This window comes from Neobacillus paridis (assembly GCF_016765675.1).
GTDB lineage: Bacteria > Bacillota > Bacilli > Bacillales > Cytobacillaceae > Neobacillus > Neobacillus paridis.
This window is the reverse complement of the sequence record NZ_JAESWB010000134.1, coordinates 148,238-162,700: the sequence shown is the minus strand read 5'-3', so window position 1 is coordinate 162,700 and position 14,463 is coordinate 148,238. Positions and strand designations below refer to the sequence as shown.

At 39.7% G+C, this 14,463-nt stretch carries 22 protein-coding genes, 3 tRNA genes and 1 pseudogene; all 26 read right to left on the bottom strand.

Annotation, left to right across the window (positions count from 1 at the left end; translation table 11 throughout):
- Positions 1-474: hypothetical protein (locus tag JK635_RS08290; RefSeq protein ID WP_202653488.1), on the bottom strand; the 474-nt coding region annotated here is incomplete at its 3' end.
- 366 nt (positions 475-840) lie between these two features.
- The gene (locus JK635_RS08285) at positions 841-1,083 is read right to left on the bottom strand and encodes a hypothetical protein (protein ID WP_202653487.1); all 243 of its coding nucleotides are present in this window, start codon (positions 1,081-1,083) and stop codon (positions 841-843) included.
- A 127-nt stretch (positions 1,084-1,210) separates the two neighbouring features.
- Positions 1,211-1,486 carry a hypothetical protein gene (locus JK635_RS08280; protein ID WP_202653486.1) on the bottom strand — a complete coding sequence of 92 codons (276 nt, stop codon included), beginning with the start codon at positions 1,484-1,486 and terminating at the stop codon, positions 1,211-1,213.
- A gap of 106 nt (positions 1,487-1,592) precedes the next feature.
- Positions 1,593-2,444 carry an ATP-dependent DNA ligase gene (locus tag JK635_RS08275; protein WP_202653485.1) on the bottom strand — a complete coding sequence of 284 codons (852 nt, stop codon included), beginning with the start codon at positions 2,442-2,444 and terminating at the stop codon, positions 1,593-1,595.
- Positions 2,445-2,538: 94 nt separating this feature from the next.
- Positions 2,539-3,411: an RDD family protein gene (locus JK635_RS24200; protein ID WP_235887971.1), complete on the bottom strand. Its 873-nt coding sequence runs from the start codon at positions 3,409-3,411 to the stop codon at positions 2,539-2,541.
- A gap of 56 nt (positions 3,412-3,467) precedes the next feature.
- Positions 3,468-4,031, bottom strand: a complete 564-nt coding sequence (locus JK635_RS08265; RefSeq protein ID WP_202653484.1) for an RDD family protein — start codon at positions 4,029-4,031, stop codon at positions 3,468-3,470.
- Positions 4,032-4,259: 228 nt separating this feature from the next.
- Positions 4,260-4,793, bottom strand: coding sequence for a DIP1984 family protein (locus JK635_RS08260; protein WP_235887970.1), 534 nt, complete (start codon positions 4,791-4,793; stop codon positions 4,260-4,262).
- 183 nt (positions 4,794-4,976) lie between these two features.
- Positions 4,977-5,138 (bottom strand): hypothetical protein, encoded by a 162-nt coding sequence (locus JK635_RS08255; protein WP_202653483.1) that lies wholly within the window; start codon positions 5,136-5,138, stop codon positions 4,977-4,979.
- Between the two features lie 176 nt (positions 5,139-5,314).
- On the bottom strand, positions 5,315-5,695 hold the full coding sequence (locus JK635_RS08250; RefSeq protein WP_202653482.1) for a hypothetical protein: 381 nt from the start codon (positions 5,693-5,695) through the stop codon (positions 5,315-5,317).
- Between the two features lie 15 nt (positions 5,696-5,710).
- A complete protein-coding gene (locus JK635_RS08245) occupies positions 5,711-6,091 on the bottom strand; it encodes a DNA polymerase beta superfamily protein (protein WP_202653481.1) in 381 nt (126 codons plus the stop codon).
- 151 nt (positions 6,092-6,242) lie between these two features.
- Positions 6,243-6,635 (bottom strand): hypothetical protein, encoded by a 393-nt coding sequence (locus JK635_RS08240; protein WP_202653480.1) that lies wholly within the window; start codon positions 6,633-6,635, stop codon positions 6,243-6,245.
- 494 nt (positions 6,636-7,129) lie between these two features.
- Positions 7,130-7,729 (bottom strand): type II toxin-antitoxin system PemK/MazF family toxin, encoded by a 600-nt coding sequence (locus JK635_RS08235; protein ID WP_202653479.1) that lies wholly within the window; start codon positions 7,727-7,729, stop codon positions 7,130-7,132.
- Positions 7,730-7,809: 80 nt separating this feature from the next.
- Positions 7,810-8,400 (bottom strand): hypothetical protein, encoded by a 591-nt coding sequence (locus JK635_RS08230; RefSeq protein WP_202653478.1) that lies wholly within the window; start codon positions 8,398-8,400, stop codon positions 7,810-7,812.
- Positions 8,397-8,675: a hypothetical protein gene (locus JK635_RS08225; RefSeq protein ID WP_202653477.1), complete on the bottom strand. Its 279-nt coding sequence runs from the start codon at positions 8,673-8,675 to the stop codon at positions 8,397-8,399. The genes JK635_RS08230 and JK635_RS08225 overlap by 4 nt, the downstream gene beginning before the upstream one ends.
- Positions 8,676-9,212: 537 nt before the next feature.
- Positions 9,213-9,497: a hypothetical protein gene (locus JK635_RS08220; RefSeq protein WP_202653476.1), complete on the bottom strand. Its 285-nt coding sequence runs from the start codon at positions 9,495-9,497 to the stop codon at positions 9,213-9,215.
- Between the two features lie 181 nt (positions 9,498-9,678).
- Positions 9,679-10,119: a hypothetical protein gene (locus tag JK635_RS08215; protein ID WP_202653475.1), complete on the bottom strand. Its 441-nt coding sequence runs from the start codon at positions 10,117-10,119 to the stop codon at positions 9,679-9,681.
- Entirely contained in the window at positions 10,120-10,338 is a 219-nt protein-coding gene (locus JK635_RS08210; protein ID WP_202653474.1) for a hypothetical protein, read from the bottom strand.
- Positions 10,339-10,642: 304 nt separating this feature from the next.
- Positions 10,643-11,104 (bottom strand): hypothetical protein, encoded by a 462-nt coding sequence (locus tag JK635_RS08205; protein ID WP_202653473.1) that lies wholly within the window; start codon positions 11,102-11,104, stop codon positions 10,643-10,645.
- 162 nt (positions 11,105-11,266) lie between these two features.
- Complete coding sequence (locus tag JK635_RS08200; protein ID WP_202653472.1) at positions 11,267-11,452, bottom strand: HAD hydrolase-like protein; 186 nt, start codon at positions 11,450-11,452, stop codon at positions 11,267-11,269.
- 328 nt (positions 11,453-11,780) lie between these two features.
- On the bottom strand, positions 11,781-12,215 hold the full coding sequence (locus JK635_RS08195; protein ID WP_202653471.1) for a thioredoxin family protein: 435 nt from the start codon (positions 12,213-12,215) through the stop codon (positions 11,781-11,783).
- A 349-nt stretch (positions 12,216-12,564) separates the two neighbouring features.
- A pseudogene (locus tag JK635_RS24195) lies at positions 12,565-12,753 on the bottom strand (YwbE family protein); the annotation flags it as partial.
- A gap of 112 nt (positions 12,754-12,865) precedes the next feature.
- Complete coding sequence (locus JK635_RS24700; RefSeq protein ID WP_306792924.1) at positions 12,866-13,000, bottom strand: hypothetical protein; 135 nt, start codon at positions 12,998-13,000, stop codon at positions 12,866-12,868.
- Between the two features lie 394 nt (positions 13,001-13,394).
- A tRNA-Gly gene (locus JK635_RS08185) sits at positions 13,395-13,469 on the bottom strand.
- A 112-nt stretch (positions 13,470-13,581) separates the two neighbouring features.
- Positions 13,582-14,013, bottom strand: a complete 432-nt coding sequence (locus JK635_RS08180) for a hypothetical protein (protein WP_202653469.1) — start codon at positions 14,011-14,013, stop codon at positions 13,582-13,584.
- Positions 14,014-14,037: 24 nt separating this feature from the next.
- Positions 14,038-14,113: transfer RNA gene (locus tag JK635_RS08175), tRNA-Asn, on the bottom strand.
- Positions 14,114-14,123: 10 nt separating this feature from the next.
- Positions 14,124-14,196: transfer RNA gene (locus JK635_RS08170), tRNA-Leu, on the bottom strand.
- Positions 14,197-14,463: the final 267 nt, after the last annotated feature.

Here is a 14,463-nt window from a genome sequence, read left to right as displayed (position 1 = left end):
TTCATAGAGGCCTTTGGGGTCGCGAACCAACAGGTAGGTTCCGTTATCACGGAATCGCTTTTCTTTAAACTTAAAGAAAGTGGCTTTTGTTTTGAGTTCGTCTTTCGGGAGGTACCCACAGACGGTAAGGATGTTTTTTCTCATATTGAGGCTTGCAAATAGGAGGATGTCGGTATCAAAGTGGATCTGACTTCCGGTAAAGTTGTGGACGTAAGAGGGCTTAAAATCAACGGTCCTTCCCATTGTTTTTAAGTCAACGGTGAATCCTTCAATGGTGAAATCTACTCCACCGTCAAACCCTCCACCTTTCGGCCGTTCCACACCAAGAAGATCAGAGAGAACAACCTGTCCAATAAGACCGGTTCGTTGCTGATTTTTGCTCCCATCAAATACACCCCTTCGCCCAAAATTTACGTTTTCTATCAGATGTTCAACGTAGGAAATTTGTTCGGGGGATACGTTTACATGAAACATAGCAGAACTCCTTTTCTATGTGGAATCAAAAACATAAAAAGGAGTGTAAAGGTGGGAACGAGCATGACGACGCTGGGTCTTCTTACCCTTCTTTTGCAATTTTAAGCGGAATCAAGCAAATCGGGCAGAATGGAGTGAGGTTTCCGTTTAAAACGATGAATCGAGGATCAATGTCTCCGTGGTTTGGGCAAGTGTTTTGAGTAGTTGGACCATTCATGATGCACACCTTCTTTCGTAATAATTTTGACAAGAAAAGAATGGTCTCGGCTATTGGAGTCCAAGCCTGTTCCGGGTCTCGGCTCCACCAGTCCAAGCCTTCTTTTCATAAAGATATGCGGGTGAAAGGGAATGCTTTCACCCTTTTCGTTATGGGTGAACGGGTCTATACAGTTTGCTCTTGGGATGCACTTTTTGGTAAAGGCCTAACGGAATGGTTCGAACGATCGTAGTATGAATGGGGAAACAAATGGGAAGATGGTTAGTCTGTAAAATCTCATTGGCTCTTTTCTGCTCCAGAACATCTTTAAAGACAAATCCACTTTGGGTAATGCTAAAGGAAATCCCTTCCTGAAGAAGCAGACGGAGAATGTATTCTGCGGATATATCCATTTGACACCTCCATTCTATTGTTTTTTTCGTTTGTGTCATGTTGTTATTTTTATCCATCTATTTATTTCATAATACAATAATATTATTCCGTTATTCAAATATTTATTAAGATTTTTATGGAATTTCGTTAAGCAATTCCTAAAAAGAAGAAAATGAGTGACCACATTGCACTAAACCAAAAGGCATGATCAAAGGAGTTTGGTTTTTTATCCAGCTTATTTGGAATGTAATAGCCAAGCAAAAAGGCGAAAAAATAGGAAATGAATGAAGAAAGATATAGAGGGAGAAAAAGCCGAAGGATAACATAGGAGACAGATTGTGTAATGATACAGATGACAACAAAAAGAGCGACATTGCGCCAACAATTCTCTTTGGGTTCAGACTGATCTACCTTGTTTTTCATACGATTCCTCCTTATAATACGGCTATATTTCATTCAATTATCACGCATTTATTCCGTTATTCATTATACAATAAAAAAATGAGATTGTCTATTTTTTAGACAATCTTTAAAAGGAAACAAAGGATGGACTCCGAAGAAGCCCTTTGTGGGTTAAGTTTCGGCATTTTACTCGGCAATGAACTGGATGAGTATACACAAACCTTTCGTCTTCTTTTATTTTTATATCCTTTATTTTTTGAAAATAGTACGATTTCGCTTCTCTTGGCATTCCAAGTTCCAGGATTCCGGCTGTTTGGTGTCCCTCTTGATCAAATGATAAGAGAAGACCAAATTCGTTTTTTCTAAACCCTTGGATAAATACCTCATCATATCGGTAGTTGACAATTTTTAACCAAGATTTACTGCGTTTTGATTCATAGCGAGTCCCTTTTTTCTTGGCAACCATTCCTTCCCGAAACGGGGAACTTTGAATGGCCTGATAAAGCATTTTACCGTCCCCTTCCACACTCAAAATCTTTTGGAATACAGGATGAGGAGGAAGAATCTCATCGAGAAGAGCTTTTCGGTCCTCAAGTTTTAGTCTTCTTACATCTTTGCCGTCATAATACAATACATCAAAGACAACAAATATAACAGGGATTTCTGTTTGCAGTCTTTTGATTTTTTCAGACCGGGAAGCAGAAAATCTGATCATGATCTCTTCAAAGTCGATAATGTCGGATTGATTAAGTGCTGCCACTTCCCCATCCAATATCACACTTTTGGTAAAAGGGTGGGTAAGAAGTTCAGGATACTTGTGAGTAATCATATTTTTGTTTCTGGTATATAGGGTGGTTTTGCCGTCTATAAATGAAAAAAGCAAACGGTGGCCGTCCACTTTTGGTTCAAACAGATACGTTTTGTCGTTAAACGGTTCTTCCCGTTTCTCCAGTAGCATTGGAGAGATAAACATAGTCATTCTCCTTCCTTCTTTCATTGTAGCAGATCAAGCCATTTCCATTTCATTGTAAATACTGGAAATCAAAAAGACTCCCCGCGGAGAGTCTTCTTGATTATCGCTTGATGACGTAAGTTTTCGCAAGTTTATCATGCAGGGTTTGTTTTTGTGGGTTGAAAAATGCCACAATATATCCAATCATGAGAATCGGGCTTAAGATACACTGAACGAGACAACGAATCAATGATTTTCCAAATCCAATGCGGTTGCCACTTACATCCACCACTTTTAGCTTCAATATCCGCTTTCCAATAGATGCCTGCATTTTGGAGCTGTATGTGCCAGCAAAGTACAAAATTGTTAGGGCGGTTGATACCAGGAAATACAGACTAACAGCGCCGATATATCCAGCAAAATCGCCATTTTCCAACGCTTTTGTGGAGTTTCCTGCAAAAACGCTAAACAACACACCGAAAGGAATACTTAAAATGATACTGTCTAGGATGTTGGCCAAAAATCTTTGCAAAATTCCACCGTATTCCATATGGGGGCCCATATATCTTGTTGAACTCGGCATCCCTCCGTATGGAACTTGAGTATTCTGCTGTTCATACGGCAGTTGATTCATTTGATGAAATGGGTTTGGTTGTTGGAATTGGGAGAGATACAAACTTTCAAGGTTCGGATTTTCCTGGTGAAAGTTGGTTTGCTCTTGAGAGTATGGCTGTTGGTATCCTTGTGTAAATGCATTTCCTGTTCGAGGGTCTTGTTGGTACGATGGATATGGTGGCACATGTGGAAAGTTTGGCTGATGAGGCTCTTGAGACGGATAGAATGATTCTCTCTGCTCATAGTGGGAATGAGTAAAATAGGGTGTTTGAGAAGGAGGAGACGGATTTTCTTGTGCGGGCTCCTGTCGGGGGTTCTGATAGTATGGTTGGGTTGGATAGGGATTGGACTGTGGGAATGAGTGTTCCTGTGAATGCATGAATAATTCCTCCTTTTAAAATATATGGAACTCATAAAGAAAGGACAAAGCCTTTCCTAAAGAGATTGTTTCGGGACTTGAACAGGAGAGGATGATTTTTTGATCACGATGACATGAGCCAATATATCATGAATCCCTTGTTTTTTCTCGGTAAACATCGCAGTAATCCAGTAAAATGGAATCCATCTGGAAAAGTAGTGGCCTGTAGCACGCTTGAATGAGAGTTTATCGCCATTCTCTGTTAGAACTTGCAGTTGACAGACAAGTTTTCCTGGTGTTCCTCCCAATTTTGATTCAAACAAAGCGTAGTATAGCCAGTAAAGAGCGAGGTAAATGATGAAGAATATTAAAGCACCTAAAAAGGCGCCAAGTCCAAAGTATAGACCGCTTTCATCAGGGGTATCTGAAGTATCTACCCCGAATCCAACGATGAATATGATTTGCCCGAAAATGGAAATGACACTTCCGACAAAGGACAAAATGACTCCGTCAATGAAATTAGCGAGTACTCTCCACCAAAAACTTGCAATGTTCTCGTTTGATGTTTGCAGTATTGTCGCCTCCTTTTTTAAAAAAACATAAAGAAGCAGGAAACGGGACTTGAACTTATATCTGCTCAAAAGAAATACGTCCGTTATTGGTAAATCGTTCGAAACGTAAATCGTTCAAGCGTGATCCGTTTTTTCTTGTCCGGTAGATTTGAAATCTACATAGATTTTGTACACTTTTACGTGTGTTTTTTTGATACGCTCAAAAAAGAGGGAAGAGAACGTCTCGGTCTCTCTTTCCAAAAAGCGGTGTCCACACTTTCCTGCTAAAAGGCGGTTTCCCACCATAATTGGAGAAGATTATTCCTCTCCTGCATACTTCGTGTCATCAAACTCGATAGTGACAAAATGGTTGGCATGTTCTATCAAGGCAGACAGTTTGTTGACTTGCCTTTCCAGTTTGATGCCCCTTTTTCGGTATTCTTCTGGTTCAAATTGAGCAATCCGAAGGAGAACCAAATGGTTGTTTAACAACCCCCGTGAGGTTCGTTCGATTTTTTTGGCATTTCCAAGGCTTTTCAGGCGGTTCGCTTCTTCCCGAAGTTGTTTCGCCAGTTCAATCGCTTCTTTGATAGAGATGTTTTCTTCATCCCAGCATATCGTGTTTTCCAAATTGGCTTTGTTAATCAGGATGTCTAGCATTCGAAAATCTTTACGGACACGTTCTAGTTCCTCTGTGATTTTTTCTACGCTCCGAAGGGGTTTTTCGTACTCTTCCCCTTTTTCCGCTTCTACAAATGCCACATCATTTCTCTCCCGTATCAATTCTTGAATATGACGTGAAATGATACCCTTTAACGGAACCGCTTCAGCTAATGTGATGGCTTGTTTCACTTGTATCCTCCTTAATATATATTCCGTTATTCCAAATATATTTTTACATATAATAATTATAACGTTATTCATAAATTTATGCAAAGATTTTACTGAAAAAAGTTGAGATTAAAAGAGCGAAAGATGGCAAAAACCGCCATAAGGGAGGGAAGATAAAAGGATCTTCCTAACCAAATCATCGTATTATTTGGATGAGATGTAATTCCCATTTTTATCGGAAATCACAATCTTGCGTTTTTGAGGATGTTTAGAGGATTTTGCTTGAACAGTGAACAATTTCACCTTGGTAAACAAAATAAATCCAACACCTAAAAATACAAGAGTTTGAATGAGATTAATGAACATCGAAAATTCCTCCTCGCTAACGTATAAAATTCACCTAATAGTTGAAATGATTAAACGTAAAAGAGTGGTGAAGTCTATTACATAAAAAAGAGGGAATTCCCTCTTTTACGAAATGGAGTAAAGAAGGAACTATCCTTCTGTTTCTTCACAAAGAGTTTGAACTCATGATGCGGAGCCTATTCCCCTTCTTCTGGATGAAGTTCTTCATATCGTTTTAAGAGTTTCCATGCCTTTTGGAACGTCTCGTTGTAGGGGTGTTCTTCCCCATGGACGGATTCCCAAGGTTCGTGAAACTCCACAACAGCATCCAGTTCCAGCAGCATAGCATGAAGTTCATTATGCTCGGCTATGAGGTTCAGATTGGTTGCAGACATCAAGTATTTTCCTAGTGCACGATCAAGGCGCGGTGCAGAATATCCTTTGATTCTCCCTGTATCATCCAAGTAAACAGCAAACGCCATCGGGATGATGACAGCATTTGGTTTGTTGGAAGCTGATTCGCGCGCTTCTTGATGTGTAAGTTGATAGATGTCATCGGCATGAATGATGGTTTGCAATGGTATTCCCTTTTTTTAAGTTGCTTTCATTCCTAAAACAGACCGGTATAGAAAATCCAATGATAGATGGTAACTTAACTTTCCATACACAGGATGATACGTGTTTACTTCTACACTGAACAGCACTTCAAGGAAATTGACATTTGATTTAAAGAGTAAGTGCGTGAGTTTTCGGATATCATGATACTCAATGTCTTCTGTCTCTCCTGTGATGGCTTTGGAGGCCGGCTGAAACCCTTTGTAAAGTATGTAAAAATTTGGAAAGAAGAATGCCTTTTTGTCTTTATCGGATGTTGGTGTTACCAGGTTATAGTTGTGACTGCCAACGACAGCTTGAAATGCTAGATTCACCATTTTCCTCTCCTTCTTCTTCGTTTTCTTTTTTTGCAGTGTCACCTTATTCCTCTTTCTTTTTGGTAAAGTAGGACATGTCAATATCAGGATAGAACCGTTGGACTTCCTTTGTGATATTAATGTTTTATAACAACATTATATATTTATAACGATATTCGAATCAGGAAAATAAAAAACAAGGAGTATATCCTTGTTAAAAGTTAACCTCGTTCTTGTCATTTTTGTCATCAGGAAATTCGATGGATACAACTTCTTTTTCTTCTTTAGTGATCTTCAGCGTGACACGGTCCCCTAGTTCAACACTTTTATAAAGATTGGAAGAAACATTCTCCTCCCATGTGTGGTTCTTCCCATCAGAGATGACAAGAGTGTAAACTCTTTTTTTGGTGTCAAAATTGAATGTCGCCATTGATTTTGGTACGGAATATTTTTTATCGGATATGATCGCCTCAATGGTGTACGTCTTTTTTTCATGATAGAACATGTGTACAATACCCATTGAAATGATTGTCCCAATTAGAAAGATTATCATAGCATGTCCTACACCGAAATCAAAATTACCTTTTTGATTATTAAGCCACTTCATCGAATCATCCTCCTGTTCGACTTTTCTACTTCCTCATGGTCATTCTAAATTTATAACTATATTATATCAAAATTCCATTATTCATGTAAAGGAACTGATAAACACTCTCCACTTGAATGATTCCTAAAAAAGTAAAAGAGCCTTCATCCAGAGGATGAAAGCTCCTATTCAGCACATGAACCATCGTTCACGGCGCATGTCAGTTGATTGATGACCACATCTAACATTCGTTAGAAGGGCAATGTAGTAGTAATCTCACTTATAGGTTAAATCATTCTGGAATGTTTGTCAATATTCAATCTTTATTCTGCAAACGATTTAAGGTGTTTCCTGATTGGCGGCAGCTTGTTGATAGACTGCCTTTAATTCTTGCAATTCTCTTTCTAATTCCCTCTTTTCATGGATTAATTGTTCCGTTTGCATTTTTAATCGAAGGTTTTGGTGGAACATATTAGGAGCATAATGGAAACAAATTTTGGCTTCTAACACTTCTTTTAGGTTTGAGCCATAAGGAATGCGTTTTTCATTTGTTGGTTTAAGGTGTCGACCACACGATTTGGCACGATATACTGATCGACATTGACCTTCAAATCGTTGATGATTCGATTTTTCGCGACACATCGCATTTGATGTAATTCAATCAAGGTGTCTTGCGGGAATATCACTCCGTCTCCTGGAACCGAAAGAATGACTTTCTCTATGGACGGATCCAACGCTCCTCCGTCGTTGCTGGTTGTAGGGGCAACCAACACTAAATCTTTAAAATTCTGTATCACAATCGCTGGATGTGGCAGAGAGGCTTCTCGTCCTGCATTTAAGCCAAAATCCACAAAGACCTTTCTCCCTCTGGAATAGCGTTTTCCGGCATGATGGGTAGTGGGATGGTCTTTATCTGGACCAAAAAATCCTATTTTGTTCCAAGTGTCATTCCATAGGATGTATGGCACCACATTTTCTACCGTTTTTTGCTCCAAAACATTTCGGGTGTCTGATAAGGTGTAGCGGAGCTGACTGGATACGGTCTGTTCATGTAAAACTACTTTTTTCGGGTTTGTTCTTTTTGCTTGCAGCAACTTCGTTGCGTGAATTGGCAAATGTCACCCTCCTCTTCCAAATTATGAAACTATTATAGCATATTCCAAAAATCATAAAGAAAGAAGAGAATCCCTTCTTTCTATTCATTACCTGATTTTTTCTCCCCTTTTAAGAGAGCTTGAATACCTGGAATGGCAAGCAATTCTGGATACTTTTGCTGGAAAAGGTGAATCAGCTTTTCGCGGTTGTCTTTTTCTTTCGTTTCAACTACCAGTTTCGAAGTGAACCGATTTTCCACTTTATTAAAGAACGCCAGATACAACCCGTCATATTCCGGAACAAAAAAGTTTTTGAACCGTATGGCGGATATCCGCACTTCTTTGTTTTCCAAAAGAATGTTATATTCTGTTTTTGTCAGCCAAAATAGATTCTCTGGAAAGAACCCGAAAAAGACCATAGCCATGGACAGCACATACGGGATAGTGGTCACGATATCCCAAACCATTTCCTCCGTTGACATGGCTGTTTCATTCCAACCGAAATATCGGGTTTCAGCAATATTCAAGAATAGCGAAAGCCCCATGAGAAGTATTCCTTTTAATACAAGTGGGCGCATGATGACTTCAGACTTCCCTTTTTTCTGAAGAAAATATTTGCAAAGAAAGAGTATTCCTACATACAAGAGAGATCGAACAAAAATCGCAGCATACTCCCAAAATAGACCATTCATGATGACTCCCCCTTTTCCTTAAGACGTTTTCTCATTTCATAGGCTAGATGCGTCAAGGGACGAGTAGGTTTTGGATGCTCTATGAGTTTGGCGATTCGGTTAATCGCAATCACATTTGGCGTTCCTTGAATCGTCGGCATTTTAAAAGCAAATTCATTTCCATTTTTCTTGCATTCCTCAAGTGCTGTTTTGTGAATTTTCTCATACGTTTGACACAAGAAAACAACCAAGTTTTCAAGCATTTGAACGTATTCTTTTTCAGTCATCATTTCCATGATACTTCCCCCTTGTATATTATGTTTGAGCCTAATTTTTAGGGCTCATAATCTAATACCTGTTCTTTGAAAACTAAATATGAGATTCAAATTGAATAGGGTTGGATGGGGACATAGCTTCGTAATGAGTGTTTGTTTGCGAAGCAAGCAAACGCGAATTAGAAGAAAGCAAGCGAAGCGCGGTAGCCCCACCTTTCCTAAAAATATGTTTACGATCCTGGGCTGTCTTTGGGAAAATGGCGGTGTTTTTCATGAACAGTCAATACCAGTTTTTTCACTGTGATAGCCGTAGAGCCGTCTTCTGAAATGAGGAAGTTTTCTCCTGTTCTCAATTCACCTCGGTCTGGTTTGTAAGTCTCGCAAATGCCACATCCATGTTTTAGCAAAGTGTCGATGATGAATTTTTTTTATTTGTTTTCACGGTAAATCCCCCTTTTATCCTTCAATCTTCGAGTGAAATATTTCATTTTATATAACTATATATTAACATTATTACGATATTCAAACAAGAAAAAAGAGAGAATGGGCTCTTCTCTCTTACTCTTTTATGGTTGTAAATGCTTTTTTATAGCCTTCAAGACCGCCAAAATCTATGAGACCTCTATTCCCGCAATTCAGGCATTCATGTGGAATAGTCCCGCCAAAGCCCACAGCTGGACTCATGTAAGGCTTCTTTCGGTACGGCTCATAGGATTTGATAGTGTCGGCTTTTTCTCCTACCCCTCTTGGATAGTAGCGGCCATAGAACTTGACAGCGCCTCTATTGCCGCATTTCAAGCATCGGACATCCCGGTTAACGGTAAACAAATCAACTTTATTCATGAATTTTCCCCTTCTTTCTTTATTTTTTCCATCCAAAAGAGATGATGCAAGGTTCTTGCATCATTCTCGGTAATCGGCTACACGCAAGGCTTACCATCTACCTCAAATTGAAGAAAAATGGATACGGTCTGCTTGTCGATTTCAAATGGAATGAGATACGAGTTAACGACAATCGGTTTCATCAGCTTGTCACCGTCCTTTTGTGAAGAGTCAGGCGACAAACCCGGTTTGATTCTACTTCCAGCCTTAACTGAAGGACACTCCACGCATTCGTAAAATCGGTGAAGTAGGTGGAGACAAAGTCCATGGTTTCAATGGTAGTGCCGGAATTCATCCAAAAATCCCCGTTTTTCTTCTTGCGGACTTTCTTGACGAAGTGTTCTAGGAGTCCTGGGTGGTTTTGAATAGATTGAAGTCCTTCTCGCATGCGTGTAATGTCTCCGAAGTAGTCGTCCGCGGTGACGTTTCCCTCTTCACAGGAAAAGACTTCGGTGAACGCTCCCGGCTCCCATTCTTGTTCTATCTGTTTTAGGGTTTGTTCCATCGCAGAAAAATCCATTTGAACGATGAGTGAGACTCCATTAACATCGAACGTTTTCTCCATGAGAGTAGATTGGTTCATTTACTGTTCCCCCTCTTTTAGTTTAACGGAAAACCGAAGTGTGGAAAGGTCATAGCCTCTTTCAGCTAATTCCTTAATCAAGGCTTGAAAGGCTGGTTCACACAAGAAATCATGCATGAGCCAACCTGAACTTATCTTGGGATAGGTAATCACCCTGTCTTTTTCCGCTTTGCGCCAACGAACGGCGAGTGTGGTGGTTTCGTCAAATCCCTTTGCCATCAACATTTCCTCCTTTATTCTCTTTACTTACTCCCCACAATCTGAAATCATTTCTTCCACAATACCTGTCATTCTTTGACCTTTCGAATGACAGGTTGTTGGGTTTTTAAATCGTCAATAGTATGAGTTTCTTTAGGAAGCGATACTTCCCACAAGCGAAGGCGGGTGGGTACGATGGAATGGCCTTATTTTCCTTCCAAAAAACGAAGGATCCATTCCGGGCACGGATTGTTGGGTTTATGCGATTTATCATGGTCCCACAACCGATACTTTTCGTCGAAAAACACAATTTGAATTGTGCCCCCTATTCGACACAATCTGACAACATGTCATCCAAAATGGAAAACAGTTCTTCTTGTGCCTTTTTTCCACGTTTCAATATGTCTTTGTGCAGTTCATTCAGATTGACTGCCCTCTCTTGCAGGACAACCGCCCATTTAAAGAGGAGGTTTACTGTTTGAAAAGACTTAAAGCCGGTAAATCTGTCTGCATTCAGGAGGCGCAAAATCCAGTCCGTGTAGGGATTGTTAATAACTACTCTTTTTCCAACCAAAACGTAGTCATGATGCGAAAACTGGAAATCTCCTTGATATGTTTCAATGAAGCCATCCGTGACTGATTTTACGGAAAACAAAGCACGGTCTATTCTTTTCTCATCAAAAACAATCTCTGGTAACACGCACACCAGATCTCCGATATTCGCCTTTCCATTCCGTTTTTCGAACAATTCATAGCCATCGTTGGTTTTAACGACTGTCAATTTCATGCAAACTCCCCCTGTTTCCTTCATTTTTCGTATAAGATGATACTTTTAATTTAACTATATAACGATATTATTACGATATTCAATAATAGAACCGATATTTTCTGCATTAATCATTGAAAGGTTGGTCATAAACAAAGAGAGGAAGTACCTCTCTTTGTTTAGCTACAAAATCAATTTTACGCATTCTTTTAAACTATCTGCCTGAAAATCCGCACTTGTTTCATCCGAACCAATGAAAATGGTGTTGCATCCTGCTTTTTTGCCTGCCACAACATCCGTTTCATTGTCGCCAATCATGAAACTTTGGTGCAAATCAACATCGTGTTTTTCGGCTAGACGCAAAATCATGCCAGGATTCGGCTATATGATGTTATTCATATTATACCAATTTTCAAATATTATTCCTATATTCAATAATCCTCCGAGGATCGGAGGCTTTCTTCTTTAGATAATCTACTTAACACTTTACTTCCACGCCGAAGACATCAAGGATTCTTGTTTTCATATAGTCCTTATCGTCACTTGATGCATGATTGCAGTTCCACTCTCGGAACAAGGCTTGAAGAATTCCTTCTTTGGTGGCAAGTTCCTTCCGTAGATTCGATTTGAATGTCTCGATTTTTGCTTCTGCAGCTTCACGCGAGAGGAAAAATAACCCTCCCTAAAAGAGAGGTCTTTATTGAATGGCATTTAGCTGTTCTAAAGTCTGCATCCCAACCAAACGGTTTGCTTCGTGCTTTTTGCCGTCAATGGATTGGATGACTAAAATCGTTGGAGTCCCGTCGATTTTGTACTTGGTCCAATATTTGAGTTGAGATTTTTCTTGGAGATTTACCTTGTAGACCGGAAGATGGTCTTTTTGTTTGAGGTATTTTTTTAATGTAGGGGTAAACTCTTGGCAAAAATGGCAGTCATCCTGGTAGAAATAGACGAGGTATTTGTCTTCATTTTGAGTAAAGATGTCTTTTCCATCAATGGTGATGGCTTTTTCCACTTCCATTTTGCTGTCCGGTTTTCCTTCGTCTTTTGAGGTTGCTTTATAGACAAACATCACCCCCATTAGAAAAATTGCACAAACAGATACAACAATCGCAAATCGATTCTTTTTCATTTTCTTCTCCTTTACGAAAGGGTATTAGATTGAGTGGACTTCTTTTAGAGGATGAAATAGCATTGAACCCTTCTTTCAGATGGGAACAAGTAAACATTTCCCCTTTTCACATTTTTCTCGTTCTTTGTTTACGGACTTCTCCATTCGTGAGATAGAGTTCCAGCGAATGTTCTTTTCCGATTCGGATAATATATCGACCGTCTTCCAGTACGATGTCAGGGTCACTTGTCTTCTCCCCGTTAATGTAAATTTCCCCTTTCGCAAAATGTTGGGACAGCTCTGTGATGGAAGAACATGCCCGGCACTCGATGATGCAGTCCCACAATTTTTTACCAGAAAGAGAGGGAGAGACAATTTCCTGAATGCGCCCCACCTTCCCGTTTATTAATCGTACCTTTATGCCTCTAGGATGATATTCCTGATTGGTCAAAATGTCTTTGACTACCCCGGAGGTGAGTTTTCCTGTCGGCTGATCCTTTTTTAACACCACACGGACTTCCATTCCAATTTGAATATCAGATCGAACACACGGATTCAAAAGGGCTGCCTCCTTACAGGATGAAATAATGGGAGTTGTTCCCCATAAAAGGGGAAAGTATCACTTGGAATCATCCCCTCGATCTTTCCTTTTGGTTATTGGGAGATACACTCTACTTGGTCATTTTAGAACGGACTGAATGTGTTCTAGGTTTCTTTAGGCTGCCATTACGCTGAAAGAATGGTGCCCCGATCAAAAGAACGGCTAAAGCCACAACCCCTGCACCTATCCATTTTGATTTTTTCATGAAATTCTTCTCCTTTATTTGCCAAAATAAATGTTATGACAGACTTATTGTCTATTTAGAATTCTATGATTTCTACCTCATAGTATAATTCTCTTATTTCTTTTAATGCTTCATTGTAAGTCAAAAGTAGATTTCTACTCTAGCCTGCCAGTGGGAGGAACATCCATCTTCATGTTTAGTTGTTACCCATAAAATATATTTCTTAAGAACTTGGCTTCCATTATGAGTGAACTCCTCTCTCAATGGATTGTATTTCTCTTTTTAAATTCAGTGTTTAAAGTAATTTTTTGGCAGGGGCGACAGGAATTGAACCTATCCAGCAGATTTTGGAGATCCACTCGCCAGCCTTGGAACATATGCCCTAAATTTGAACTTCTGCTCGATTTTTAATTGTTGGAGTGGAGTATCGGAACCGACCCGACAGCTTCGGTTTGGAAGACCAATGTTTTTCCTGTTAAGCTAACTCCACATAGAGAAAAGGGAAGAAAGGATATTCCCTTTCCAATGTCCAAGACAGGCCTTGAATCCGCAATTCGCCGACAATTCTACCGATTGAAATTACTTGTACATATTGTTAGGCTTTAAGCTCTATTAGCAGCATGTAACAAAATATTCAGCACCGTCTCATTTGGAATGATAGGAGCATTTCGAAACTGGATCGCGTCATCCGGCAACCCTAGTATTCTTTGAATCCCGATTCCCATGGCCGCACTCCTGCTTTTCCCGGCATGACAGTGGATATGCAGAACATCTGCATCAAGATGCTGATTCACAAATTGAAGAACCTTTTTTGCGTCAGTTATAGAAAACAACTGAAATCCGCGAGAAAGCCCTTGACCCCGCAAGTCGTCATATTCTTCCTGGGTAATGTCACTAAAAGAAAGATGCAGGACATCCTCATAGAAAGGCGTGAGCAAAGTGGGTTTTTCTTCAATACGAATTAACACATTTTTCTTGGTGGTATCAGGAAAAAAGGATTGGATCTGGTCAAGCGAATGGACCATGATGTGCATGATTACCACTCCTGATAGTTTTTTTGGCTGGAGATGCGGGACTCGAACCCGCGCTAGACGCATTAACAATGCGCGGCCTTACCAACTTGGCTACTCCCCAATAGTGGAAATACGGGTGATAGGAATCGAACCTAACTAGACAGTGCTTAAACCTGTGGTCTCTGCCAATTAGACTACACCCGCAAAGTAAATAGAGATTGGCGGGGGCGGCTGGAATTGAACCAAACTCAACAGAGTCAAAGTCTGTTGTTTTGCCGTTAAACTACACCCCTATATGTTAAAGGCATTACTTATTTAATTAAAGTAAATATCTAATTCTCTACATCCAGTAACTTTTATAGCATCAAAAATGCCTTCTAAATTATTATTATCAATGAAAAATTACATTTCCTTTTGGCTTTCAAACCAATCTAATTGAGCCTTCCCATTGTTCAAATAAGTTAATTAAAA